Source organism: Edaphobacter sp. HDX4, from assembly GCF_036877565.1.
GTDB lineage: Bacteria > Acidobacteriota > Terriglobia > Terriglobales > Acidobacteriaceae > Edaphobacter.
The window spans coordinates 35922-61898 of the sequence record NZ_JAEDXW010000002.1 but is presented as its reverse complement, the minus strand read 5'-3'; the positions used below and the strand labels follow the sequence as shown (position 1 = coordinate 61898).

Sequence of the window (25977 nt, the reverse complement as noted above, 5' to 3'; positions counted from 1 at the left end):
GGCTAGAGCACGATGGTTCCGGTAGCCAGACGCCCGTGTATCTTCGCGTGAACGCGAGCCAATTGAAGATGATTGATGCAAAGCCGGCTGAGGATTGTTACCAGGTACGAACGAGGATTCGCTACGTCTTCTTCCTTCGATGTATGCCAGCGAAGGAACGTCTCCTGGACCATGTCCTCCGCGTCGGAGACTGTACCCAGCATCCGGTAAGCAATGGAGAACAACAGTCCACGGTATTCATCAAATTCTGCCAGACGTATTGACTCCTGCATATGCCCTCGAAGGGACGCGGTCTTTTCCGCCTCGCCAGGTGTCCGCACAGTGTCGGCTCCTCATTCGAGTGATTCGCTGCCCGCGAAGATTCAATCGAAGTTCTTCAATACAGTAGACCGTTGAATCGGTCCCCGCGTGACAACTCGAAAAATCAAGGGCTCTGTCACGCTTCTATTCGCTCGCCGGTCTTCTATTCAGCGAGTGAGTAAGAGCGATGGTTTGAGGAGGCCTTCCTTGAGGTTAATTCGGTTGTTGCGCATAACCCTGGTCGTGAGCGTAGTCACAATGCTGACGCAAGCGGCTTTCGCTGGCAGAATGCTCGGCGGAGGCGACCGGTCCGCGGATCTTCACGAGCTAACCGCGAAAGTTCTCGTCGTGCTAGGCGGAGTTCAGACTACCCTCGCCGTTCTCTCATTTCTCAGAAGAGAGATTCCTCGTTGGCTTCTACTGGCGAGCTTTGCGCCGCTGATCGCAGAGGTAATGGAATTTGCCGCAGGGCATCTCCATCATGTCGCCATTCTGTAGACGTTCACTCACGTCACGTGTATCCGTTGTTTTCGGCTTTACTTTGGTGTCTAAGTTGTTCATGTTGCGTGTTTCTACAATTCACACGGTGAAGTCGTAGGTTCGAATCCGATCGTCCCCCACGGCCAAGTGGCAATATCGGTTCTTCGTCAAATCCTTCGTCAAATTGCGCGCCATAGAGCTCCAAAAACGCCTCTTGGCTCCGAGTTATCCTACAGAAAACAAATGTACTCCATGCTGTACGACCCGCCTGTTAACCGAAGGGTTGTAGGTTCGAGTCCTACCTCAGGAGCCATATATTCCAACAGTTAGGCCAACTGTCGAAACAGAAATGAGTCCTCCGCGGAGTCTCCCTTGGTGATTCGGAATGGATGCTGCTCATTGGCTTGTTCTTGGTGGCCTTTTGGCTGTGGTTGTCCAGGTACTGGTGGTTTTTGCCGCGAGCCTTGTCCCTGTAGAGAAAGGCGACCGCGCCGTCGGTACGGTCACAAGCGGTGTCGTGCTGGGCATCTTGCTGACTCGTGTGATCGCAGGAGCTTTGAGCGATATAGGAGGCTGGAGGACCGTCTACTTTACGTCGTCGGTGCTCACTTTGGTCTTGACAGGGGCATTGTCTGGAATCGTTCCGGATTCCAGTCCAACATGCGAAACTCCTACGTGGAGCTTCTTCGCTCGACGTTTGCGCTTTACCGCACAATTCCTGTCCTGCGTGTGGAGCAACAATTGCACTACTGCTGTTTGCTGCATTCAGCACATTGTGGACGTCTTTGGTGCTGCCTCTGAGCGAACCTCCCAATCCACTCTCGCGCACGGCGATTGGCCTGTTTGGGTTGGTTGGCGTGGCGGGCGCAGTTGCGGCCGGACGAGCAGGACATCTGGCCGATCAAGGGCGGGGACAGTGGACGACCGGCCTTGGCCTGGGGATTCTGCTCCTGTCGTGGACGCCCAGCAGCACCTCCGTTCGATTATATTTACGAGCGTTGCCAATAGACAGAGTAGCGTTGGCCGCCTACCTCATACATGGGCATCACGTCCATTGCGTCGACACCCACTCCTTGTGACCGGAAGCGAAGCGGTTGCCCAGCAGTAGGAGTCAGCCAAGTTTTCGAACCGGCCGGAGCTGTAGCCATAGGCAGCGGACGTCGTCCGTCGGGGATACTCGGCGCAGTGGGTCGGCCAGTGACGATCTTAGAAGGTCCGCTCCCAGGACCTTCGCCGAGAATGCCAGCCAGAACGAGAGGGCCGTAAACTGCTGCAACCGTATGCGGATCGCCAGGTAGCGGCTCTTCGCGCAAAGACATTGGCAGCTTGAGAGTCACCTTGTCTCCCGAGCGCCACGTCCTGCGAATGGTCAGAAACGAGCCGGGTTCAGCAAATGCCTCCAGCGGCTCACCATTTACAGACACCATTCCACCCTCGTCGATCCAGGATGGAATGCGAACGGCGATGGTGCGCTCATGCGGGCGCGATGTTTCAATTACAAGTTGCGTCTCCGCGTCGATGGGGAAACCGGTCTCCTGCCTCAGTGTGAAGTTCTGCTCCTGCCAGCTCAGAACCGACGGGATGAACTGGTTGACGTAGACGGTATCACCCTTGTGGAAGTAGATCGTGTCTGCAAACTTGGCGAAGTCCTCTGCTCCTGTCCCCGTGCAGCACCAGAACGATTCCTCAAGGGATCCATAGGCGCGATAGAAGCCTGCGGCAAGTGGGAAGAAGTACTGCTTCCGCCCTTCTTCATCCTGCGTCCCAAGGCGCGCATTCCAAAGCGTGCGCTCATACTCGTCCATCCACCGGGGATCGCCGGTCCAAGAAAAGACATGACGGTCCAGCTTCATTAGGTTGTAGGCAACGCAGCACTCAGCGTTCTTGCGGCTCAGTGTTCCCGTTAGACTGCCGGCTGGCGTTCTCCAATGCTCGTCATCGCTAGTGTTGCCGATGGCGAAAGACCGCTGCGAGAGCACTTCATTCAAGAAGTATTCTGCAATGTTGTGGTAACGAATATCACCGGTCTCTTCGTACATCCGCGCCGCACCGATGATTTTGGGCACGTTGGTATTGGCATGGAGGCCTTGCAACTCGTCCCGACCGGCGGCCAGTGGATCCAGAATCGACGGCTGCTCAAACTTGTGTGCCAAAGCGAGGTAGCGTTCACGGCCAGTAATGCCGTATAGGTTTATCAATACCTCGTTCATGCCACCGTACTCAACGCGCAGCATACGCTGGCGCTGGTCGTCGCTGATGCCTTCAAAGTAGGAAGAAACCCAGCCAGCCATGCGCTCCCAGACTTCGAGAGCTTCCCCATTGCCGGTCTGCAGATACATGTCGATGAGCCCGGCCATAATTTTATGGTAGGTATAGAACGGCGCCCAGACACCTCGGCCATCTGCCAGTCGCTGGAAGAACTCTGTTGGATAGGCGCTGAGAAATCCATTGCCATTAGCCTTCTGGCAGGCAGCCAGGCCCGCGACAACCTGATTACCCTTGTCGCGTAGCGCGGTGTTTCCGGATCCGGCATATGCGAACGCCACAGCCGAGAGATAATGGCCACCAACGAAGTGGCCGCGCAGTTCGCTGGTAGGCAGTTCCCATCCGCCATAGGGGATAGCCGACGAAGTAATGTTTGCGGTTACACGGAAGCTGTGCAAAAGGCGATCCACGCGAAGCGAGTCCAAATACTTCTCATTAATGTCCGCAGAGCGCTTGAAGTCACCCTTCAGCAGACGGACCGACGCGAGAGGAAAAGGCATTACACGGCCGTTCATTTCGAGCAATGATGCCATCATCTTCGGGGTTGGCGGGTTCGGCTGCTGGCCACTTAGTCCAGGGATGATTGCAGCAGCAGAGGTCAACGTTCCCAGCCGCAGCATCTCTCTACGAGTCATTCGCACGCACATCTGAAAGACCTCCCTCGATTGAGCCGTACTTCGAAGGCATTCGGCCCAAGCTATGCTTACCGCAGCCGAACTATCCAATTGAACGGTTTCCGAGTGAACAAATCCTAAGGAGTGTTGATGAAGAGAGTCAAGGTCGTACGGCTATTTGGACCCTTCAGGGGAATAGAGCATCATCGGTAGGTCGAAAAAGACGCCGTTCTTTTGTGCCGAGGAGGCCGCATTTAGTTTTGAAGGCTGGACGAGAATCATTCCCGCCGAATTTCAATCACGGCGACCGTGAAGGGTTCAAGGTCCACGGAGAAGTCCTTCGCGTAATTCAGTAGCCGACTGACCGGCGCGATCGCATTCGGATGCTCGAGGGATGCGGAATCCATTAGACCTGCAGTGATGGTGTGCATTTCCGCAGTAGCTTTCCTAGGTACGTCCGCACCCTGGAGCCGCACAAGCAGGGTGTTCCGTTCCGCCCGATAGTTGACGGCTTTGATCACGATACGACGCCCATCAGCGCTCATCGTCGCTATGGCTTCAACGGAGCCCCCCACCCACTCTGATGGTATTGCCGTCGAAATCTTATCGAATAGGACCTTGCGATCGGGGACATCATGAAAAGCCCCATTTGCAGATGCAAGATATCGCTCCGCGTAGTGCTCGCGAAAGAGCTTCTCGACCGCGTAGCTTCCACCGGGAAACCACGAGACATGGTCGTGATAGATGGAGGAGGTCCACTTGGGATCGTCGGTGGTGTTCCGCATCAGCAGCGCGGGGCAAGTCATCGTTAGACCGGGGCTGAGCTCCTCATAAAGCATCAGGCTGCCCGCCGCGTGGAGTCCGGCGCGCCAATCGTAAGTGTGTTGGAGACTCCACTCGAGGACGCCAATTTCGAGTTTTGGGTGGTTCGAAGCGCGCACATAGTCCCGCAGCTTCGTCAGATAGTCACGAATGCGTCTTAGGCCGGTTTCAAAGTTCTCCGGCTCGTACTCATAGTTATGACACCCGAGGACATCGAAGTTATCGCCGGCGAGGTCGATGACCTTCTCGCTCCAATCCATATCGTTCGATCGTTTTTGCCCGCATGCCACGATCCGCGCGAGAGGAGCAGTGGTACGCAGCCGACTGCCATAGACATTCACGATTTCCGCGTACTGCTCCGGAGTAAACCCGTTATTCATGGGCTCATTGTCGATCTGAAAGAACTTCACACCGTAGGGCTCGGGGTGTCCGTTCGATGCACGCAGCCGCCCCCATTCAGTCGTTGAGGGATCATTGAGGTAGTGAACCCAATCCATGGCGTACTGAACCTGCTCGGCTTTCGTGCCGGGACAAGCTAATGTGATCAGGGGCTCGGCATTGAGCTTTCGGCAAAGCCCCAGGAATTCTTCTGTCCCAAAACCGAAATAGTCTGAGTAACCACCCCAGTAGGTGTTCGGGTGATATCCGCGCGAGGCATATCGACCGATACCTTCTTTCCACTTGTATGTGGAAGCAAAGGAGCCTCCAGGCCAACGGATGAAGGATGGATTGAGATCTCCGAGAGCCTGCAGCAGGTCGGGGCGCAACATACCATCGCGGCGGACATCTGCGCGCATCATTGAGATGAAATCGAGCAACAGCGTGCCGTGTCCAGTCGCGCTAATCTCGATCAAAGCCTGGGTATCCCGTACCGAGGGGGTGAAGGAATAGGGAATCTCCTGCCAATCCGAGCCGGTAAACGCTAAAGGTATCGATGCCATGGGGACGCCTTTGGAGCTTGTCACCCGAAGCGTCAATTTAGGGGAGCCCTTTTCGCGTTTGATCCAGAGCGAGCCGTCATACTTGATCCCCGTATCGAGGAAGAGACGCCCTTGCCTGATACTCGCGTGGCCGCCATCAACGTGCAGGCGCACGCTCTTCTTCCCGTTCTGGAAGTCGATGTCTGCAATCTCGACGCTGCCGCGGTCCGAGAACATCTCCCAGTAAGTCTTGAAGTCCTGGCCCTCGAACCCCGGGCCGCGAATCTGTTCGGCAAAGAGCCCATCCTCCACCGAGTGGTTGATGTGTTCGAGAAACTGACCGTAGATTCGCTTATCGATCGGAACCGTCACCCTATCCGTATCGACAACCAGGACAGCGACCCTGGGTTCACCTGCAGCCGGAACAGCGCCTAAATGCAATGGGCTCGCCAGGGCGGACAGCGGGCCTGCGGCGGTAGCTGCTAACGAACTCACGAGAAAGCTTCGTCGATTCATTTGCTATAGAGTCCGATCCACATCCATCGCGGGTGCGTTCGCCAATGAAAAGCGAGATTCGTTGAAGACGCGAAGTAGCTTCGCGTCAATGGTCGCTGCAAGTTGCCTTGAAACAGAGGTTCTTGCTGAAGAACGGCATCACATGATTCTGAAAGCGATCGGCGACCGCACTTGTATGGGTTCCCTGGTACATTTCGAAGCTGTTTTGTAAACCGTACTGATCGAATACTTCGTGGAGTTTGGTGGCGTCGGCCTTGAGACTGTCCTGGTCGCCGACGTCCATGGAGATGCCCTTGTATCGACGTAGATTGCTGATGTATTGATCGACAAAGGCCAAGGGAGCGTTCGCGGCCCACTTCGCCAGAACGTCCGGCTGTGGCTCACCATCTTTGACAGGAAGATCAAGATAGAAAGGCGGATTCTTGGGGTTGGGCGACCACGCCGCGGCCGAGGCCAACTGCGCCCTTGTGCCAAATGGGAGCGATGCAGAATCTGCCGGCGTCTTCATGTTCTGCACTGCCTTTTCGAGCTCCGACGCCGCAGGGCCTATCTTGCGTGCCGACAGACAACACGGACTCATGATGTAGAGACTGCCAAAGACATCGGCATGCTTCATGCCAATACGGGTCGCACCGTAGCCCCCCATGGAGTGCCCGACAAGCCCTCGGCTAGCTCGATTCGGGATAGTTCTGTAATGTGCATCGACGTAGGCTACTAGGTCTTTTGCGATGAACTGTTCGAAATCGCCGGTTGTAATCGAACTGGAGTACATCGAGCCGTTGTGAACCGTCTTTGAATCCGGCAGGACAACGATCATCTCCTGTGCGCCCTGCGCAAACGCGCCTTCGATTGTCTGGGGCACGTGAATCTCTTTACTCCACTGTTCGGCCCCGATGGAGTAACCGTGAAGGGCATAAATGACGGGATAGTGTCGCCTTTTATCTCTCGCATAGCTCGGAGGCAGGTAAACAATAACAGGCCGATCGATAGCATCACCTTCCAGATTGCCTTCGAGAGAGGTACCGTGAACGGTGATCTGTTCCACCTTCGCGGGCTTTGCTCCAGGCACCACCGCCGGTACGAGGGTTTGAACCTGGGCCCGCAAGCCGGTAGTGCATAGAAGGGCAAGTTGCATTGATAACATCAGTCCGAATAGTTCTTTCCGCATCGGCTTCTCCACTAAGGTTCGTTAGCTCAGCAGTATCCTACGGATGCTTCCGTCTGGATCGTCCATCATGCGGCATGTCCTGTCGAAGACCATCGTTTGGCACCTCGACGGATCACTTTGCGTCCACTCAAGTCCGGGTTGGCTCGGATCTCCGCTATGAGCGAAATTTGCCCACGCCGTACTCATCTTTTTCGCAAGCGCCTGCGCTTCTGGTGTATTCCCTGTGCCCTGCTCGCAGCGTTTCGTGTTGTCGAAGCAGAATGCCAGTTCAGCCGTATGCCACGCCCCACATTCGCCGTCGAGCATAGGCGACTGCCAGGTAAACCAGTATTGATAAGCAGGCGCTCTTCCCTGCCCATGCTTGAGCTTCACCATCCGCTGCACGTTGTTGCGCGCATTCAATCCCTGGACACCATATGACAAGGTGCGGATACTCTTTTCAGGATGAGCCTTCTTCATCGCAGCAATCAGTGCGACTGCCTTCTCATTGCCATAGGCTTTGGTAAGCGTCTCCTGCCACTCGGCTTCTGATGGATTCAACTTGTACTGCATGCCTTCTTCGCTTACTGAGCCGACAAGCATAGGGACGTTCTTCGCAACCTCAGGAGCAACATCGTAAAAGGATCGAATTGTTACGGTCCGACCGTCCACTGTCGGCGACCAACCCACCCTTGGGATCGGAGGCGGTGCCGATCCTGGCCCAGTTAGTCCGCTTATCTGGGGATTGATCTTAGAAATTGCTGCATTGCCCGCCGCGAAGAGCCGCGACCATTCCATTTTCTTCAACGACTCGATATCGTTCGGCGCTAGGCTCAGCTCTTTCATCACCTGACGTGCCAGGTCCTTTGACTGCTCCGCGCTTGGGATATTCCCCCCTCCGCCCGACTGGACTCCTGCACGGTGGATTAGGCCCGCAGCCGAAGGCATCCCCATGAGGCAGGTAACCTTGGATCCGCCGCCAGACTGGCCATAGATCATGATCTTGTCTGGATCGCCGCCGAAATTAGCGATATTCTCGCGGATCCAGCGGAGCGAAGCTACCAGATCCGTCATACCGACGTTCACTGAATCTTCGTAGGAAGAACCGCCAATCTCGGTGAGATCGAAAAAGCCCAGGATGTTGAGCCTGTGATTCACCGACACCTGTACGACCTCATGATTGCGAGCCACCTGGGCACCTTCATGCGAGGGCAGTTCATACGCGGAGCCGAAGCTGAATCCGCCGCCGTGGAAGTACACCATTACAGGACGTTGACCGGAAAGACTGGGTGTCCAGATATTCAGCTTGAGCATATTCTCGCTCATGTAGCCGTCATCCCAGTCGTAGAGAAATGACATCTCGATTGATTTGTAATTGTGCAGCGTCTGAGGGCAGTTCGCTCCATAGACCAGAGCCGGATACTCGCCCTTCCAAGAGGTGGGCGGTTTGGCAGGTAGCCAGCGATTTTCTCCAGCTGTGTCCTGGCCATAGGGAACCCCCTTGAAGGTGTACACGCCTCCGCTGACATAGCCACGAACTTTACCGTACTGCGTCTTCGCGGCTGCGCTCTGTGGAGTGGTGCAACTCCCCGCCTGCTGATGCACGACCGTTTTTGTGCTATCGAGAGCGTGAAGCGGTTCACTCAATGTTAGCCCTACTCCCGCTGACGCCGATAGCATCAGGGCCTCACGTCGAGTCATACGAACACCGTTCAGCGAGTCCTTCTTCACTTTTGCCTCCAGACACAGGATCCTGCCTAGCTCTCGAACCCACAATGCAATGGTTTGGCTTCGCACATTCGCTTAGACGACCGCCAACATGCTAGCTCAAGATGTGCTGTTAATTCGCTACTGAAATAATGCACCGACTGAGACACCGATTCGTCTGTTTCTTCTCCACTTCCCCCGCGATGAAGCTCAAAACACGAGCAAAAACTGCAGGTGAGACTGTTGAGGCTACATGCCCGCGTTCGAAGTGCACTGCCGCGTATTCGTCGGCGGCAACATGGCGGATAATCTCGTGAACAGTCTCGATGGAGTTGCCCATCGCCGGGATGCACTCTGACAAGCTGAGTGCGCTGGCAAGCTGGAAGGTCCGCTCTTGAGCCAGTGGAGCGAACTTCTATGGGAGAATTCTGCCCTCCACCCGTTATCTTCAACCAATCCTGAAGCGGTCAAGACTTTCCCTGAACTGGTCCAGCTGTGTTCTGGAATAAATGCGAGGGATCGGTTCCGTAAACCAAACGCCAGGAATCAATTCCGTATTGGACGAATGCACAATAAATCGGCCTCCTGTGGCCTCGTGTTATAACAGCGATGAAACATTCGCCAGGACAGCATGGAATAAAGCCGACATGCTCCGACACGCCACAATGGCGCTAAGCAAGGATCTCCGAATGAACGTAGTCCTGGACAACTTTCTCGACATTCTCTGTCGGCAGATCCCTTTCGAAACCGTGCAAGTTGTTCGCGGAACCGTCTCGTCAGGGCCCGGGTGCTCATCCGCGCGTGCCTCGCGATGGTGGAGAGTGGGAGATCGTGCTTAAGATTGCGTTCTATCCAAAGCAGCAAGGGCCCCATCGCCTCGTTACTCTCAGGCAGCTCGTACTCAATCAATTGAGCCTGACCGCCGGAGCGCTCGAGCGGCATCACGGCAGCGCGGGCAACCCGGGCAGCAATCGAGGCGCCATGATCGCACCGGACCATGTGCAGGCACAGGTCCATGCCTGCAGCAGCTCCAGCCGACGTCAACACCCGGCCATTATCTACATAGAGCACATTTGCATTCACCTCAATCTCCGGATAACGCCGCGCCAACTCTCCTGCGGCCATCCAGTGCGTGGTGGCGCGCAGATCCTTGAGCAGGCCGGACCGTGCCAGAACGAAAGCTCCTGTACAAATAGATGCGATGCGGGCGCCTCTGTTCGAAGCGTTCCTGAGAGCGCGGAAAATCGCAGGCGGAATTCGTTTCTGCAAATCATCGATGCCGGGAACGATCACTGTATCAGCGCGCGCGACAGAAGACAGCCTCCAGGGAACCTTGAGCTTCAGATGCTCCCAACCCACCTCTCGGGCAACTCCGCACACGCGCACGTCGTAACAAGCTTGCCCGGTCTTGTCGCGCACCCGCCCGAAGAGTTCCAGCGGTATTGCTAGATCGCCGAATATCTACGGAGACCACTGCGGTGATCAGGTCTGAATGAGCATCCCGATCACCGCTCTTTCTCATCGAGATCTGATTGGATGGAGTCCAGCGATAGACGATAATGTTCGAGCTGTTGTAGTCATCCTTCGTAACGACGTATTCGCCAGTGGAACGAAGGTAGGCGCGAATTCCATACATGTAGTCGACGTCGTTGCCAACGGACACATTGGCAGGGTTGCTGTTGGTGAAGGTTATATCGTTGGCGCCGCTGGTCAGGTTGAAGGCCTCGATGTTGGGAACGGTGTGAACGTAGCCGACGAAGAGATAGTTTCCTGCGGCGGCGATGGTTTTAGGATTGGCGCTGGAGAGGGTAATCACGGGGTTAGGCGAGCTGGTGTTGCCGGCGAGCCAGCCGTGATAGACCTCGACGCGAGTGCCGATGGCTGTCCAGTCGGTGCTTCCGGTGATGCCCGAGGCGAGGATCATGGTGTCAGTGTCGGCGAGATAGATGATGCGGGTGAGGGTGCCGATGCTTGCGGGCGTGGGAGTGGAGACTCCAGGCCCCAGATAGGTTCGCCGGTCGAGTTGAAGCCGGTGAAGGGATAGTGCCAGATAGCATTGGTCTTATCCAGGCCAGCCCAGATGCCGCCTTTGCTGTCGATGCAGAAACCATTGCGGATGCGTGCCGTGGTATTGAAGAGCGTCCCGGGGATGGAGCCGACGGGATTGGCGATGTATCCGGTGGCGTTGGTGAAGTAGTGGAGATAAAGATATCGGGTTCTGGCCGTTGGCGACGAGAATGCGATGGCCATTCACGTAGGCGATCTGTCCGAAGTCTTCGCCGCGCTGCGGGTCCCTGATATCGATGCGGGGATCGTTCGGGTAGGTGAAGGGATCGATAGTGTTGTACTGGAAGGAGCCTCCGGCTGTGCCGGTGTAGACGTTGTTGCCGCTGAAAAAATAGACGCCGTCGGTCGCGGGGTCGGGCGCTGCAACGGCTTCGAAGGTGAGGCTCTGAAGCTTCCATTTAAGCTGGCCGCTCGGGTCATAGGCGTGAATGTCGGTGCCTCCGTCACGACCGAGGTCCCAGGTGCCGCCCCAAGGGTTGTTGAGCACATAGAGCATCCCGCTCGAGTCTTTGCCTATGCCGTGGACGCGCGTGAAGCGCTTATCACCGACATGGCCTTTGGTCCCCGTGGCAGTATCCAGGAAGCCTCCCAGGGGTGCGAAGGTTCCGGAGAGGATAGGCGTGCTATTGCTGATGTCGAAGATCTTGATGTTCATGTCAGGACCTTCGTCGCCGACATAGAGCTTCTGTTGCCCCGTGTCGTCGAAGAGCGAGACGGGGCGAACGGTAGAGGCTAGAGTGATCGTGGCAAGAGGAGCGCCTGTGGGATCGAACTTCTGAATGGCAGCGGCGGCTTTCTGCGCAACCCAGACGTTGCCGGTGCTGTCGACAGCCAGCGCCCCAGGCGAAGCAACGCTGATATCGAGCTTCCATGTGACGTCGGTGGTGTAGACACGAACGCGGTTGCCGGGATTGTCGCTGGCGTAGAGCAGAGTGCCGGAGGTAGCCAGGCCGCTAATGACGTCCGCCTTCTGCTCGGTGGTGTCGGAGCTGACCTGGAGGATGAGGTCGCGGGTCTTGGAGGAGCGGTTGTAACTTCCGACCAGACCGCTGCCGCCGAGGGAGCTATTAAAGGAGAGCGCGACGAATAGGTCGCTGGCGTTGCCGGTGATCACAGAGCCCTGAAACTCATTGTGGGCGCCGATGGAGCCGACGGTGGCGCCGTTCTGGTAGATGCCAACGCCGCCGGCGTCCTCATCCCACAGGCTGGAGGTGTAGATGCTGCCTTCAGGAGCCACCCACATGGAGCGGGCAACGCTGCCCACGTGGTTGGCGTCGAGACCAAAAGTATTGGCCAGCCAGTCGGTGGTGTACTGGGCATGCGCCTGCGAGGCAGACGCGAAGAAAATGGCGGCAGCGAGCAGAAGGAGGGTAAGCGGACTTCTGGACTTCGAATGGAGATGATGCTCCTAAAGGGGAGTTCCGCAGATGCAGGGGCCGTGTGTGGCAGGAGAGGCCATCGGCGACGAACTTTCTACGTGGACGCGGGAGCGGCGGTTAACGAAGATCTGCAGATTTCCCTCGGACTTACGGCCGTCTCACTATGCGGAATACTGCGATGAATTGTGAGGAAAGGAGAAGACACGTGGCGACCCATGTTCTCTGGGGAATTGATGCGTGAGAATCGAAATTCCTCGCACAGTACAAGACGCGAACAGAGGGTGACGGCATCTCTGTATGCGAGACGAGCGAACGGCAATCAGGGGTGCGGCTGCATCCAGCCATGACGGGTCATCCAGGTGGCGAGAAGGCCAGGCCACGCGGAGGAACCCGCGAGATTTTGCGCGAGCACGACGCCATGAGGACCGTGCTCAAAGAGGTGCATCTCGACGGAGACGTGGTGGTCGATGCAGGCCTGGTAGAAGGTGAGGCTGTTCTGGACGGGAACGACGCCGTCGTCGGTGGTCGCGAAAAGAAATACAGGCGGCGTATCGGAGGTCACGTGAAGGTCGCTCGAGAGCTGTGTCTCGAGCTCGGGCGTGGCCGTCGGGCCGAGCAGGCTGTCGTGCGAGCCCTGGTGAAGAAAGCCGGGGCGCATGGAGATCACAGGATAGGCGAGGATCCCGAAGGAGGGGCGCGCGTCGATGCTGTCGATGTCGTCGCGCGCGGGGAGCAGCGGCTGCCGATATTGGGTGAGGAGGTAGGAGGCGAGATGTCCGCCGGCGGAGAATCCCCAGACACCGAGCCTGTTCTGGTCGATGCCGAACCGGGCGGCATTTGATCGCACCAGGCGGAGGGCGCGCAGGCCGTCGAGCATCTCGGCCGGATAGTGATTGGGGGCGACGCGATAGTGCAGCACGAAGGCGGCGATGCCATGCGCCTGCAGCCAGAGCGCTACGGGCTGGCCTTCGGGCGCTGCGAGATAGTGGTACCCCCCGCCGGGGATGACGACGATGCCGGTGGCGCTGGGATTGGCGGCGGGCAGATAGACGTCAAGCGAGGGCTGATCCGTGGAGCTTTGCGAGAGCGGAGCGGGAGCAGGCCACAGCGGAAGTGTGCTCTGCTGCGCGGCGGTGAAGGAGGAGAGGCCGATGCAGGCGACGGTGCGGAGGAGTCGGCGGATTGTCCTGGAATAGCGTGCGTTCACTGCATCTGCCTTTCGCGTTGGGTTTGCAGGATCGGTTGCGTTAGCGGGAGACGAGAAGCAGGACGACCCCGTGCTTGGGGATCATGGGATCGATCGTCTTGCTGTAAGGAAGGTCGGCTCCGGCCCAGACGTTGCGGATATGCGCGGCGGGCGGAACCCCGAGCTGGCGCAGGTCGACACGCAGGGTGTGGGCAAGCTCGCCGCGGTTGAACAGCGCGATGGCGATGCGGTTGTGGGCCATGGGCTTGGTCCAGATCTCATAAGGGCCCAGCGCGGAGATGCGATCGCCCTGCCTGCCGAGGCTGTCCTGGTCGATGGCGATCACGTCTTTGTTTTCAAGGATGGCGAGATGTTCAGGCTTCATGTGGCTGAGGTCGTTGCCGGCAAGCAGTGGCGCGGCAAGGATGGCCCAGAGGCTCATGTGGGTGCGGTACTCGTCGAGTGTCATGCCACCGTTGCCCACCTCGAGCATGTCAGGATCGTTCCAGTGACCAGGGCCAGCGAAGCGGGAGAGCCCGGCTTGCGAGAAGCCGATGAGGGCCATGCGATCGTACTTGTCGCTGATGTCTCCGGTCGTCCGCCAGAGATTGCCGCCCAGCCCAGGCCCCCACTCCCAGACGTTGCTCATGCCGTACTGGCAGAGGCTGAAGACGATAGGACGGCTCGTAGCGACGAGGGCGTCATGCATCTTGCGATACGCCTCCTGCTGCAGCGCGAAGGCAGCGGGAGCAGCCTGATCGCCCTTCCCTGCTTTGCTGAGTATCTCCCCGAAGCTGCAGAGATCGTACTTGAGATAGTCGATCCCCCAGGCAGCGTAGGTTTGAGCGTCCTGTGCCTCGTGGCCATAGCTGCCCTCGAACTTGGCGCAGGTCTTGGGACCGGGTGAGGAGTAGATGCCCAGCTTGAGGCCACGTGCATGGACGTAGTCGGCGAGGGCCTTCATGTCGGGGAAACGCTCGTTGCTTTGGAGAGTGCCATCGGCGCGGCGCGTACCTTGCCAGCCGTCATCGATATTGACGTAGACGTATCCGGCATCGCGCATACCGTTCGCAACCATCGCGTCGGCTGCGGCGCGAACGTCGGCGTCGGTGACATGCTGGTAGAAGTGGTTCCAGCTGTTCCATCCCATCGGCGGCGTGGGAGCGAGCGTAGTTTGAGCCATGACGACGAAGCCAAGAAAGAGAAGAGAAACAAGGGCAAGGCACTTGCGCGGCAGGCACATGAAGAAATCTTCTTTAGTTAATCGCTGGGCTTAGAGCAAGCAGGTCCGTTCCATTGGGAAGCTGGATCGGCGTTACGCGCGGGAGAGATCATTGGTGGCCACCCTCGCTTATGCAAGCTCCGGCCCAGCGGAGGTGAGGGTGAGAGTGATCTGTTGCGATCCAAGGCGAGGGTGCTTTGCCTTGAGGGTAACAGTGCCGGGACGCTGCTGGGCGCGGATCCAGACAGCGCCAACACCGCCGACAAGCGCGAAGGGATTGTCTCCGATCAGCTGCGCGGGACCGGTGAGCTCGAATTGGATGGGGTCGTTCGCGATGGGACGAATGCGGCCATATTCGTCAGTGACACGGAAGATGATGCGGGTCGTATCGGCTCCATCGGCAACCAATTCGCGGTCGTCGGCGAGAAGCTCGAAGCGACGATCGACACCGCGCCCGGAGAAGGTTTTGGAGATGACCTGCTTGCCTCGCAGGAAGCCGTCGACGCGAAGATCTCCCCAGTCGCGAATGGAGTTTTTATCGAGCAAGACGGAGAAGGGGGCATACCGAAGGTGCGGGAACTGCTCGCGATCGGGATCGGATTCGGCGATCTGCTGAAAGCCTTTGCCGCTGTCGAGGAAGAGCTTGACATGATCGCAGTTGGAGCAGATGAGTGCGACCGTAAAGCCGGTGTCCTCGTCATTGCGGGCCCAGTGGAATGCGGGCTCGAGGACGATCTCTTCTTCAGGATCGCACTGCGATTTGTAGAAACCCGCGGCGGGCTTAGGCAGACGGAAGATGTCAGAGACGCCGTGATAGCAGATGCGATCGCCGCTGCCGAAGTTGAAGTGGGTGTTGTAGTCGAAGGCGCACCAGCCGATGCCTCCGGAAAACTTCGGGTCGGAGGCTATCTGGTTGTGAACGCGGGCGTGACGGAGAGTGTGCTCCCGCTGGCGCGCGGAGTTGTCGGTGGAGCGCGTGGGGAAGGTATGGCCGACAAACTCAGTGTTGAGGTAGAGCGAGGCAACAGGAGGGTGCAGCGGAAATCCGAAGTCGTTGTTGGTGTACACGTCTTCAAGCAGCTCAGAGTGGAGGTTGGAACGAATGCCTCCGGTCTGACGGGTCTTGTCCAGCGCGTGGGCGGCGGCATTGGTGCGCGTGTAGAAGTCGTGATCGTCCTTCGACTCGTTAATGCGCACCCCCCAGAGAATGATGGAGGGGTGGTTCCAGTCGCGGCGAATCATGCGGGAGACATTGTCGACGGCGATGTCCTGCCACGCATGGTCGCCGATATGCTGCCATCCGGTAATCTCTTCGAGCACGAGCAAACCAAGCTCGTCGCACGCGTCGAGGAAGTGGCGCGACTGGGGATATGCGAGGTGCGGACGATGTTGCATTTAAGTTCGCGGCGGAGAATGTAGGCGTCACGACGCTGCACGCGCGCAGGCATGGCCTGGCCGACGAAGGGGAAAGTCTGGTGACGGTCGAGTCCGCGCAGTTTGACGATGCGTCCATTAAGCGAGAAGCCCTGGGGTGTAAAGCGAGCCTCACGAAAACCGATGCGGCGCATCTCTTGATCGAGGATCTGGCCGCCCCGAAGCAGGCGCGTGTGGACCTCGTAGAGCTTCGGGGTGTTGAGATCCCACAGCTCAATGCCGGTGAGGCGATCGAAGCGCAGAATCTGCGAAGGCGTGCCCGATTTGCCGGTGTGGAGAAAGAGCGGCGCGGTCTGCTTTGCGAGAACTTTGTCGCCATCGCGCAGCTCGGCCTCAAGGGTGATGGCGTCATCGGCGACAAAACCCTCGAAGAAGCACTCGACCTCCAGCGATGGCGAAGAGGAGAGCGGGTCGACCGCGCCGGCGAAGATGTTTTCGAGGAAGATGTCGGGGACAATGCGCAGACTGACCTCGCGGTAGATGCCGCCGAAGGTCATGTAATCGACCTCATAGCCGAGAGGAGGAATATCTTTGCGCTCAGTGGAGTCAAGGTGGACGACAAGAACGTTGGGCGCGTCCCAGCGCAGGTGCGGCGTCAGCTCGAACGAGAAGGGAGTGTAGCCGCCTTTATATTCGCCGAGTGGGTGGCCGTTGATCCAGACGGTACTGGCCGTCATGGCGCCTTCGAAGTCGACGAAGACGCGCTTGGCGCGCGCAACAGCGGGGAGACGAAAGTGGCGGCGGTAGGTCGAGATGAACTCGTAATCGGCATCGTCGAAGCTGTGCCAGGGAAGGAGCTTGTTAGTGTGAGGAAGGACGACGGAGTCGAAGCCCCGGTCGTCGAAGTCGGGGCTGGTGTCGCCCGGTGTGATGGAGGCATGGAAGAGCCAGCTGCGATTGATGGAGATGCGTTGCGGTAGAGACGCCGGGGCATGAGACTGCGCATAGGCTGTGGGACCCATCAGCGAGCCTCCGGCAGCGAGGCTCGATGATTTAAGAAAGGCTCTGCGATTCATCCTTTCTCCTGCTTTACGGGTCCGGCTGCCATGTCGAATTTGAGGGCGGCGCGGCGAAGGACGTCCTTGTGGCCGAAGCTCCACTCGGGATGCGCGTGACCGTCAAGGTGGACGGAGCGGACGTAGATGTTGTCGGCAGAGATGTCTCGCGCACCGATGGTGAGGGCTACCCCAGAGCGAAAAGTAGTCGTAGTAGTCCGTACCTTTAGGCGCACGATGGAGCCGGCCCTCGCCAGCGAAGCCGTTGTACATGCCGTCTGCGTCACTGACGATGCGAGGCGCGAGCGAGGCATGGAACAGCGCGGTGTAGAACCCTGGTAGATGCGGACAACAGGGTTGTAGCCTACGATCTCGCCTGTCTCGTGCCTGTTCAATCCGGAGCTTCCTCACAATGCGCTCTGACCGCCGGCTCTTTCGCGAAAGAGTGCGGAGATGGTGATTGCCGCGACAGTAGTTTAGAAAGTGAACTCGCCTCCGACGAGAATGACGCGGGACATACCGGCGGTCTGTGACTGGTTGAACTGGCCGAAGCTCGCGGTCCTCACCGGAGTAACCGTGCCGGTCACATTGGAGACCGTGTTCGAACTCGACAGAGCGTGATTCACGCCATAGTAGACAGGATGGTTGAATGCGTTAATGAAGTTGCTGGTGACCTTGAGATCGTAGCGCTCGCCGATCTTGAATCCCTTGCTGAACTGCATGTCGAACATAGCCTCCCGCGGAGAGCGTGCGTTCGCGAGAAGGCGCGGAGCATTGCCGAGCTGCGGGTTATTGAGCGAGCCCGGAACCGCGAACGCTGCAGGATTGAGATACGGGACAAAGTTTGGGTTGAGCGCGTTCTTCTTCCAGTTCTTGTTGATCAGAGGAACGCCCGGAACGATGTTGGGCCGCAGCGTGTATCCGGCCGGCAGGGCGTTTGCCGTGCAGTAATGGTTGGTCCCGCTGGCGGCGCAGCCGTTCGTTCCCGTGGGCGTAACCGAGACGAAGTAGCCCACCGTGCCGAGGGTGATCGCATTGGGAAGGCCGTCAGCATAGGTTGCGATGCCGGAGGTGGAGATGTTGCCGATAAGGTTATCGAGGATGTGATTGTGGAGGTTGAATCTCTGCCCTGTGCCGATGGGGAGAGCGTAGGTATAGCCGATCTTGAGGCGGCTGGCCTGATCGAAGCTGGCCACCGACCACTCCGAGTTGGAGTTGGTCGGGTTTTGCGGAAGAACATAGCCGAAGCCGCCGCCGTTGGCCCCGGTGTTGGTGTCGGGAACGTTGTCCAGAGTCTTCGACCAGGTGTAGTTGGCGAGCAGCGAGAGACCGGCGCCGAAGCGCTGGTTCACGCTGAGATAGAGTCCGTTGTACTCCATCGTTCCGCCGCGAGGATAGATCTCGTTGATCTGCTGGTTGAAGAAGTTCTGATAGGGGTTGAGGAGCTGAAGACCGGTCTCGGGGACAAGCGCGCCGTTCTGGGTGATGCCCCACGGATTGGGATTCGAGGCGCCGAGGTTCTGGTGCGTCTGAATGGCATTCGTAATGGTGCTGAGTGAGGGAACGTTGAGTGCGCTGGCATAGCCTCCGCCGCCGAATGCGCCCATCAGATGAGTTCCCTTGGACCCGTTATACGTGGCCTGAAGCAGGGTATGAGCCGTAGGCTGATACTGGAGCGTGAGGTTCCAGAACTGCGTGTATGGAACCGCCTTACTCTGGTTGACATGGACCGGAGCGAGGCCCGTGGAGTAGAAAATAGGTCCACGGTTCCCGTTGAGCGAGGTGTAGGCCGAGGTAAGCGGGCCGACAGGGTTCGTAATGTAGTTGACGATGGAGTTGGCGACAACGCCACCGGTCTGGCCGCCCACCGCCTGAGAGGGCACGTTGAAGTTGGGGTCGGGAGTGTTTTCGTAGCCGGTGAGCGGAAGGCGCTGAAGCGTATACGCCGCGCGTACGGTGGTCTTCGGCGTGGGAGCGTAGGAGAAGCCGATGCGAGGCTCGAAGCCCGTGTAATTGATGGGCCACAGCGACCGGGGATTGCCGCAGGCCCCCGAGAAGCAGAAGGCTGTGGAGGTGGCGAAGCCGTTCAGGTTGCCGGAGATGTTCTGGCCCACAAAGGCCTGGTTGTTGAACTTCTCCATGCGCGGTGTCTCAAGCTCGTAGCGCATACCGATGTTGAGGGTGAGATTGGGCAGGAGCTTCCAGTCGTCCTGGAAGTAGCCGGCATAGTAGTGCCAGCGGTAGTAGCCGGGCACCTCGACAGGAGTGTTGCTGAAGGTCGAGATCGTGCCCAGGATGAAGGTGGCGAGCGGAGCTCCGCCGGTCGCGCCGTTGTTGGTCTGCCCGGCGGAGAAGGAATAGCGGCCACCGGTAGCCCCACCCAGATCGTACTGGTTGGACTGGAGCCAGCGAACCTCACCGCCGAACTGGAAGAGGTGATGGCCGTGAGTCCAGGTCACGTCGTCACCGGCGATGAAGTTCTGATCGACCTGGATAGCCGCGTTCGAAAGGCCCATCTGCATCGTGTAGGCGACGCCATTCGCGTTCAGGTTGCCGAGGCTCGGAAACCCGTAGCCGAAAGAAGCAGGTGTAAGACCGTTGGCCGCCGCGTAATCCTTGTCGCGCGTGCTGGGAGGCGCAAGGCGCTGCTGGTTGACGCGCATGAACGAGTAGTGGAAACCATTGACAATATTTTGGGAGAAGACATGCGTGTAGCCGAGCGCGATGTCGTGCGTGGCAGCCGAGTCCGTCGGAACGATCGTGAGCGGATTGGATGCGGCGACGGCAAAGAATCGCGCCGCGCTGACCGGAATGGACGTGTAGCGAACGAAGAGCTGATTGTTATTGTTGAACTGCTGATCGATGCGGAAAGAGTAGCGGTTGTCTGTGTTGAGAACGCCGCGCTTGTAGGTCGCATTCGTGCCGTCGTTCTGGGGCGTAGCCTGGCCGTTGTCGAATTTGATATAAGGGCCGGGGTTCGACGGTGTCGGGAACTGCGACAGCACGTACTGCGCGAAGGGGTTGTTGGCCAACTGGTCGGAGACATCGTCGTTGGGGATAGCGCGGATCTGCGAAGCGTCATAGGAGCCGCTCGGGAAGCCCTTCGCGTCGACCGCCGACTGATAGTTGATCGAGCCGATGCGTGGAGCCGCCAGCGCCGCCGCGTAACCGGAGCTCTTGAGGATGCTCTGGTTGAGAAGAGTGAGCGAGTTATGAAGATGACCGGCAAGCTCATCGGGCGTGGGGAAGATTCCGCGGAAGCCGAACGTGTTCTGCATCCGGGCCGGCTCAACCCCGACAAAGAAGAAGGTCTTGTTCCGCTTCGGGTAGATCTTCGGGATCCAGACCGGGCCTCCGACGTAGAAGCCATAGTAATTTTCGTGCAGAGCGCTGGGAGCCGTGTTGCCGTCCGGGTAGGCGTTGAAGTAAGGATCGGTATGGCTGTAGGTGACGGCGCCATGAAAATCCCTTGTTCCCGCCGTGCTGCTCTGAACGATGACGCCGCCGCCGGTTCGGCCATACTTGGCCGACAGGCCGGTGGTGATGACGGTGGTCTCCTGCACCTCGCGGCCGGAGAGGTTGACCCCGGTCCGGGCGAGGCTGGGCTGCGTAACGTCTGAGCCGTCGACGACGATGGAGCTTGTGCCTGGAGGCGCGCCGCCGATCACGATGCCCGCTCCTGGCGTGACGTAGCTGGTGTAGGCGCTGGGATTCTCGGTCGAGATGCCGCCGGGCTGCAGGGGGTCTCCAACCACGCCGGGCACAAGCAGCGAGGCCTCCAGCGAGCTGCGCTCCGGGTAAGGCAGGCTTTGGACCAGGGCGTGATCGACCGTCGTGATCACGTTGGATTCAGACTTCGTAAGCAGGTCCGCATCGGCGCTGACCGTAACGCTCTGAGTGATCCTGCCGGCGGACAGCACGATATCGAGCGGGGTGGCGCCCACGCCGGAGACGCTGACCGATTCTGTGACCATGCGCTCGAAACCCTCTCTCTGCACCGTCACCGTGTAGAGTCCGGGATTGAGCGACTGAACCCCGAAGACACCGCTCCGGTCGGTGACCGCCTTTTGGTGAACGCCGGTGGCCTGGCTGGCGATATCCACCTCGGCATCGGCAACGAACGCTCCGGTGTTATCGCGCACAGACCCATTGATGGCTCCCTGCCCCGTCTGCGCAGAGACGCACACAGGAAAGGCGAGGACAGCTGCGGCAGCGCTCAAGGGAATCCAGGGCATCGAGAACGCCAGGCGGCCAGCGGAGTTGAGACAAAAGCTGCGTAGAAGACTTCGCTCTATATTCTTGTTTTGTTGATGGTCTTGCATAAAACCTCCGGGAAAACTCGCACAAACTGCGCCACGATCGGCTCTGGCTGATTGGACGAGCAGTTTTTATTCGCTGGCGGAAAGGCATGTCAATGGGCGGATAAAAGCGAATGGGATCTGGTGTATACGTATCGCGATACGATACGCATCCCGCCTGGGAAACTCCGGAGGCACATCAAGATAATTGGGATTTGTTCATTTATTCGTCACTAAACGAATAAAGCTGCCTTGGGGATGGCTACGATGAATTTCCCATCAACGTCTCACAATACGAAACAAAACTTGGCCTTCCATGAGGCTGCCTCCGCGCTTAGATCGGCTCCGGCGCGGATTTCATCCAGGCATCGTTGGGATAGACTTTGTTGACATTCTGCGGCGTGAGCACCTCATGCTGCACGAAGACCGCGGGCGCCGTCGGCTTGTGCTTGAGAATGTCGAGAGCCAGGCGAATGATTCGTTCACCGTAGGTCTCAGGAAAGTAGGCGACGGAACAAACGAGCCGGCTCGAAGGCCTTCGCATCTCGTCGCGGGCGGCGAGGCTGCCATCCTGCCCGGCGATCGCGCAGGCACGCTCAAGGCCCGCCTCGCGAAAGGCCTGCAACGCAGCAAGAGCCGTGGAATCGTTGACCGCGCCGATGAGGACGCGCTCCGGCTTTCTGCGACGGATATGACGCCGGACGATATCGAGCGTGGCTTCGAACTGTCCGCCCTTGGTGTCATAGTGATGCGTGGGAATGCGATGATTGAAGGCGCCCACCTCATCGATGCCATCGAGGACCCCGGTGAGCCGGGCGTTGAGCAGAGGCCCCGCAGCATCCACTCCAAGAAGAATGATCTGCTCCGGGCCCTTCTCCCAGTTCTTCGCCGTCCATCGAGCCAGATGGCGGCCCGCCATGCGGCCCGCCTTGTAGTTATCGGCGCCGAAGTAGATCGCACCAGGATGAGGAATATCGAGCGCGATGAAGGGAATGCGCGCCTCGGAAAACTTGACCGCGATCTGCGCCGCAACGCCGATGTTAATCTGCGAGTCGATGACCAGATCGACCTTCTCCGAAACGAAGGTATCCGCGTTCTGCAGCGCAATCCGCGGGCTCAGGCCGTTGTTCAGCACCACCAAATCGATGTTGGCGGAGTTGGCCGCAACCACAAGCCCATCGCTGACAGCAGCGGTAAACGGCAGAAGGCTGGTCTGTGAGCCGTAGCCGATGCGATAGCGCTTGGTGCGCGCGGGGTGGACGCAGCAGCGATAGCCCTGCTTCCCCGCCCTCTCCAGCAGATGCGTCTCCACCAGGGTCTCCAGCAGGCGGAAGGTCGTCGCCTTATGAAGTCCGACGCGAGCGGCGACCACCCGAAGATCAAGAACCTCGGAGGTGGACTGAAATGCATTAAGAATGGCGGCCGCGCGCGCGACAGACTGAACCATGTATCCGCGCTTCCCTGCCGTGGAGGAGCGTGCGGTCTTCAAGGGTGACTTCATACGAATCTTTTCCTCCATCTGCGCCCCAGAAAGGCGCCGGGCCTGTTTCACAATACAAAACGGCGATCTCCCGCGAGCCCTGCGCTTTCCTGCAATGCTTTTGCCGCCTTAGCATCGTGAAGCTTGGCGAAACGATCTTCTTCCGGGTTGAAACCTTCACCGGAACGTTACCGCATAGCACGTAGTTAACGCAAAGAGATCGCACCCTGCCCTTGAGGAGAGCAAGCGATCTCAGGAAAGGGCGAGGATGTTACTGGAGCAGACTTGGCGATGGTTCGGTCCCCAGGACCGTATCACATTGCGAGACGCACGCGAGGCCGGGGCCACCGGCATCGTGACCTCCCTGCATGAGATTCCGGCGGGCGAAATATGGCCGGTCGAGGCCATTCGAGAGCGTCAGGAGATCATTCGCGCGGCGAAGCTGGAGTGGATGGTCATCGAGAGCCTCGAGGTCACCGAGCGCATCAAGATGCGCGCTCCCGGCTGGCAGAAGGACGTGGAGAGCTTCGCGCAATCGATTCGCAATCTCGCGGAATGCGGCATCCACACCGTCGCATACAACTGGATGCCGCTGTTCAGCTGGATGAGAACGCATCTGCACGAGCCTGCGCCCAAGGGCGGATTTACCACGCGTTTCGATGCGATTGCCTTTGCGGCATTCGATCTCTATATGCAGAAGCGCAAGGGCGCGGATGAGGAGTGGGGCCAGGAGGCGGTTCGCGCGGCCCACGCCTACTTCGAGCGCCTCACCCCGGCCGAAGCCGAGACGCTGCGCGAGACGATCCTCGCCGGCCTGCCGGGAGGCCATCATCGGCTGACGCTCGAGCAGACCGCGGAGATGCTGCGCGGCTACCAAGGCATCTCGCGCGAGAATCTGCGCGAGACGCTGGCGGGTTTTCTTGCGCAGGTCTGCCCTGTCGCGGAGGAGTGCGGCGTAAGGCTCTGCATTCATCCCGATGATCCGCCGCGCCCTCTGCTGGGCCTGCCGAGGATCGTGAGCACGGCCGAGGATCTGCGATGGATTCTCGATCAGCATGACGGCGATGCGAACTCGCTGACCCTGTGCACGGGAGCGCTCGGGGTCCGCGCGGACAACGATCTGCGGGCGATCTTTGCGGAGTTCGCGCACCGTATCGGGTTTCTGCACCTGCGCTCGACCGAGCGGGAGCCGGAAACGATTGCAGGCATGGAATCGTTCTTCGAGGCTGCGCACTTAGAAGGCAATGCGGATCTGATCGGCCTCGCCCTCGAAGTCATGCGCGAGGCGCGCCGGCGCGAGCTCGAAGGCGACCAGCGTACCTTGCCGTTTCGCGCAGATCATGGGCAGGAGCTTTTGAATGACCACGAGCGCGGGGCGGCGCCCGGATATCCGGCAGTAGGACGTTTGCGTGGCTTGGCGGAGTTGCGCGGGGCCTTGACGATGGCGGAACGATGGATGACGAAAGTTGAGCAGGAATGCAGGATTCCCTGAACAAAAATGCGCTAATCTTCGGCGGAGCTTCGGGCATTGGATGGGCAACAGCCTGCGCTCTGATCGAGAGCGGGGCCGCGGTGACGAGCGCGGATGTGCGCACGCCCTCAGAGCGCAACGATGCGCTACGCTCCATCCAATGCGATGTCCGTGACCCGGCGCAAGTGCGCGACGCGGTCCGTGACGCGACGGAACGCGGTCCCCTGGACTGGCTGGTCTACAGCACGGGCATTCAGCACTACGGGTCCGTCGTGGACACCACGGTGGACGAGTACGATCTGGTGCAGTCGATCAATGCGCGCGGTGCGTTCCTGGCCTGCCGTGAGGCGATCCCAAAGATGCGCAAGGGCAGCGCCATCGTGTTGGTCTCGTCGGTACAGGCCCTGGCGTGCCAGGAGGGCGTTGCGGCGTATGCAGCCAGCAAGGGGACGCTGGAGTCTTTGACGCGCGCCATGGCCGTGGACCACGCGAAGGACAATATCCGCGTCAATACGGTGCTGCCGGGCACGGTGGATACGCCGATGGTGCGCTCGTCGGCAAAGCGCTTTGGAGGAGCCGCCGGGCTTGAGCAGACGTTGCAGCAGTGGGGAGAGAATCATCCGCTTGGCCGCGTGGCGCATGCGGACGAGATCGCAAGACTCATTGCGTTTCTGCTGAGCGACAAAGCCTCGTTTATTACCGGAGCCTCGTATCGCGCCGACGGCGGCCTTCTGGCGCAACTTGCCGTGCGACTATAACCGGAGCGGCGTACCGAGCATACCGCCCACACCGGCCTCGAGAGAGAAGAGAGAGTCTCCTGGATCGTCAGGCTGCGTAGCGTCGGCCGCTGAGGTGAAAAGAAGAGTCGAGGCATCGCCTCCGGCGAAGGCGCAGGTGGTCGGGTTGCGCACGGGCGTATCGATGATGTCAGCGATGGAGCCATCGGGCGCGACGCGAACGATGCACGCGCCACCGAACCGGCAGTTCCAAAGATAGCCTTGGGCGTCGATCGTGGAGCCATCAGGAAGCCCGCGCGGAAACTCCGCGAAGAAGTCCTCGCGGCTCTCGAGTCGGCTCCGGACAGGGTCGAAGCTGCCGCGATAGAGACAGTTTGCGAGGGTGTCTCCGAAGTACATGGTCTCCCCTGTCGGCGACCAGGCAAGCGTATTGACGATGCCGAAGCCGCTCAGCCACTGTTTCGCTTCCCCACCGGCAGCCAGCGAATAAAGCGCGCCCTGCCACTCCGTGACCTCCGCGGTTGCCCCGTCAGGACGCACATTGTTCTGCATGGTGCCGAACCAGAGAACTCCCGCAGGGTCGACGCGAGCGTCATTGCAGCGAAGAGCCGGCCAGCCGGGCAGACGAAAGAGAACCTCGGTCTCCCGGTGAGCGAGCGAATCCCAAAGAACGATGCGCCCGCCGAGCACAAGCGCCAGAAGATGCTCCTGCGTCGTGAGCGCAACTGCGGTGACAGGCTCATCGAAGGCCCATGTCTGGACGCTGCCGTTCGCGAGCGAGCAGCGATGCAGCAGGCCGCGATTGATGTCGGTCCAGAAGGCGGCGTTCTGCTGCGGATGCCAGACGCACCCTTCCCCGCAGATGTCCTGCGTTGCAGCAACTCGGCGAATCGAGGTGTGAAGCATCGGTACCCTCAAGGATCATCTGCGCTCAGAA

18 protein-coding genes and 1 pseudogene are annotated in these 25977 nt (G+C 59.0%); 4 read left to right on the top strand and 15 right to left on the bottom strand.

The annotated features are described in order from the left end of the window. Window positions 1-2: 2 nt before the first annotated feature. A complete protein-coding gene (locus tag JAO29_RS02765) occupies window positions 3-272 on the bottom strand; it encodes a sigma factor (RefSeq protein WP_334266649.1) in 270 nt (89 codons plus the stop codon). Window positions 273-507: 235 nt separating this feature from the next. On the opposite strand from JAO29_RS02765, the gene JAO29_RS02760 reads away from it, so the two are divergent. Next, on the top strand, window positions 508-798 hold the full coding sequence (locus JAO29_RS02760; RefSeq protein WP_334266648.1) for a hypothetical protein: 291 nt from the start codon (window positions 508-510) through the stop codon (window positions 796-798). A gap of 367 nt (window positions 799-1165) precedes the next feature. After that, window positions 1166-1888 (top strand): MFS transporter, encoded by a 723-nt coding sequence (locus tag JAO29_RS23365; RefSeq protein ID WP_442886295.1) that lies wholly within the window; start codon window positions 1166-1168, stop codon window positions 1886-1888. Here the strand turns inward: JAO29_RS23365 and JAO29_RS02755 are convergent. The 13 genes and pseudogenes from JAO29_RS02755 to JAO29_RS02695 all read right to left on the bottom strand — a co-directional run bounded on the left by JAO29_RS02755 (window position 1770) and on the right by JAO29_RS02695 (window position 22853). Then, the gene (locus tag JAO29_RS02755) at window positions 1770-3680 is read right to left on the bottom strand and encodes a glycoside hydrolase family 127 protein (RefSeq protein WP_334266647.1); all 1911 of its coding nucleotides are present in this window, start codon (window positions 3678-3680) and stop codon (window positions 1770-1772) included. The genes JAO29_RS23365 and JAO29_RS02755 overlap by 119 nt on opposite strands. Before the next feature lie 257 nt (window positions 3681-3937). Continuing rightward, the gene (locus tag JAO29_RS02750; RefSeq protein ID WP_334266646.1) at window positions 3938-5896 is read right to left on the bottom strand and encodes an alpha-N-arabinofuranosidase; all 1959 of its coding nucleotides are present in this window, start codon (window positions 5894-5896) and stop codon (window positions 3938-3940) included. Window positions 5897-6002: 106 nt separating this feature from the next. After that, entirely contained in the window at window positions 6003-7085 is a 1083-nt protein-coding gene (locus JAO29_RS02745; protein ID WP_334266645.1) for an alpha/beta hydrolase, read from the bottom strand. A 21-nt stretch (window positions 7086-7106) separates the two neighbouring features. Beyond that, on the bottom strand, window positions 7107-8795 hold the full coding sequence (locus tag JAO29_RS02740; protein WP_334266644.1) for a carboxylesterase/lipase family protein: 1689 nt from the start codon (window positions 8793-8795) through the stop codon (window positions 7107-7109). A 522-nt stretch (window positions 8796-9317) separates the two neighbouring features. After that, complete coding sequence (locus JAO29_RS23360; protein WP_442886302.1) at window positions 9318-10064, bottom strand: GlxA family transcriptional regulator; 747 nt, start codon at window positions 10062-10064, stop codon at window positions 9318-9320. Between the two features lie 4 nt (window positions 10065-10068). Further along, window positions 10069-10695, bottom strand: coding sequence for a hypothetical protein (locus JAO29_RS02735; protein WP_334266643.1), 627 nt, complete (start codon window positions 10693-10695; stop codon window positions 10069-10071). A gap of 138 nt (window positions 10696-10833) precedes the next feature. Continuing rightward, a complete protein-coding gene (locus JAO29_RS02730) occupies window positions 10834-12102 on the bottom strand; it encodes an SMP-30/gluconolactonase/LRE family protein (protein WP_334266642.1) in 1269 nt (422 codons plus the stop codon). Window positions 12103-12536: 434 nt separating this feature from the next. Next, window positions 12537-13424 carry an alpha/beta hydrolase gene (locus tag JAO29_RS02725; protein WP_334266641.1) on the bottom strand — a complete coding sequence of 296 codons (888 nt, stop codon included), beginning with the start codon at window positions 13422-13424 and terminating at the stop codon, window positions 12537-12539. Between the two features lie 40 nt (window positions 13425-13464). Then, window positions 13465-14646 carry a glycoside hydrolase family 27 protein gene (locus tag JAO29_RS02720; protein ID WP_334266640.1) on the bottom strand — a complete coding sequence of 394 codons (1182 nt, stop codon included), beginning with the start codon at window positions 14644-14646 and terminating at the stop codon, window positions 13465-13467. Window positions 14647-14754: 108 nt separating this feature from the next. Next, window positions 14755-17021: pseudogene (locus JAO29_RS23355) on the bottom strand (glycoside hydrolase family 2 protein). A 156-nt stretch (window positions 17022-17177) separates the two neighbouring features. Continuing rightward, on the bottom strand, window positions 17178-17327 hold the full coding sequence (locus tag JAO29_RS02705; RefSeq protein ID WP_334266934.1) for a hypothetical protein: 150 nt from the start codon (window positions 17325-17327) through the stop codon (window positions 17178-17180). Between the two features lie 203 nt (window positions 17328-17530). Beyond that, complete coding sequence (locus tag JAO29_RS02700) at window positions 17531-21376, bottom strand: carboxypeptidase regulatory-like domain-containing protein (RefSeq protein ID WP_334266639.1); 3846 nt, start codon at window positions 21374-21376, stop codon at window positions 17531-17533. A 310-nt stretch (window positions 21377-21686) separates the two neighbouring features. Further along, window positions 21687-22853 carry a substrate-binding domain-containing protein gene (locus JAO29_RS02695; protein WP_334266638.1) on the bottom strand — a complete coding sequence of 389 codons (1167 nt, stop codon included), beginning with the start codon at window positions 22851-22853 and terminating at the stop codon, window positions 21687-21689. 247 nt (window positions 22854-23100) lie between these two features. On the opposite strand from JAO29_RS02695, the gene uxuA reads away from it, so the two are divergent. Both uxuA and JAO29_RS02685 read left to right on the top strand, forming a co-directional pair. Continuing rightward, the gene (gene uxuA / locus JAO29_RS02690; RefSeq protein WP_334266637.1) at window positions 23101-24324 is read left to right on the top strand and encodes a mannonate dehydratase; all 1224 of its coding nucleotides are present in this window, start codon (window positions 23101-23103) and stop codon (window positions 24322-24324) included. Beyond that, on the top strand, window positions 24309-25061 hold the full coding sequence (locus tag JAO29_RS02685) for an SDR family NAD(P)-dependent oxidoreductase (RefSeq protein WP_334266636.1): 753 nt from the start codon (window positions 24309-24311) through the stop codon (window positions 25059-25061). The genes uxuA and JAO29_RS02685 overlap by 16 nt, the downstream gene beginning before the upstream one ends. Here JAO29_RS02685 and JAO29_RS02680 read toward each other — a convergent pair. Beyond that, the gene (locus JAO29_RS02680; protein WP_334266635.1) at window positions 25056-25946 is read right to left on the bottom strand and encodes an SMP-30/gluconolactonase/LRE family protein; all 891 of its coding nucleotides are present in this window, start codon (window positions 25944-25946) and stop codon (window positions 25056-25058) included. The two genes, JAO29_RS02685 and JAO29_RS02680, sit on opposite strands and share 6 nt — an antisense overlap. Between the last annotated feature and the right edge of the window lie 31 nt (window positions 25947-25977).

Excerpts from the sequence above, each read along its gene's own strand:
- JAO29_RS02705 (WP_334266934.1), bottom strand. The coding sequence starts at position 17,327 with ATGTACAACGGCTTCGCTGGCGAGGGCCGGCTCCATCGTGCGCCTAAA.
- JAO29_RS02685 (WP_334266636.1), top strand. The coding sequence starts at position 24,309 with ATGCAGGATTCCCTGAACAAAAATGCGCTAATCTTCGGCGGAGCTTCG.
- JAO29_RS02700 (WP_334266639.1), bottom strand. The coding sequence starts at position 21,376 with ATGCAAGACCATCAACAAAACAAGAATATAGAGCGAAGTCTTCTACGC.
- uxuA (WP_334266637.1), top strand. The coding sequence starts at position 23,101 with ATGTTACTGGAGCAGACTTGGCGATGGTTCGGTCCCCAGGACCGTATC.
- JAO29_RS02680 (WP_334266635.1), bottom strand. The coding sequence starts at position 25,946 with ATGCTTCACACCTCGATTCGCCGAGTTGCTGCAACGCAGGACATCTGC.
- JAO29_RS02745 (WP_334266645.1), bottom strand. The coding sequence starts at position 7,085 with ATGCGGAAAGAACTATTCGGACTGATGTTATCAATGCAACTTGCCCTT.
- JAO29_RS02735 (WP_334266643.1), bottom strand. The coding sequence starts at position 10,695 with ATGATCCTCGCCTCGGGCATCACCGGAAGCACCGACTGGACAGCCATC.
- JAO29_RS02720 (WP_334266640.1), bottom strand. The coding sequence starts at position 14,646 with ATGTGCCTGCCGCGCAAGTGCCTTGCCCTTGTTTCTCTTCTCTTTCTT.
- JAO29_RS23365 (WP_442886295.1), top strand. The coding sequence starts at position 1,166 with ATGGATGCTGCTCATTGGCTTGTTCTTGGTGGCCTTTTGGCTGTGGTT.
- JAO29_RS02695 (WP_334266638.1), bottom strand. The coding sequence starts at position 22,853 with ATGAAGTCACCCTTGAAGACCGCACGCTCCTCCACGGCAGGGAAGCGC.
- JAO29_RS02765 (WP_334266649.1), bottom strand. The coding sequence starts at position 272 with ATGCAGGAGTCAATACGTCTGGCAGAATTTGATGAATACCGTGGACTG.
- JAO29_RS02755 (WP_334266647.1), bottom strand. The coding sequence starts at position 3,680 with ATGACTCGTAGAGAGATGCTGCGGCTGGGAACGTTGACCTCTGCTGCT.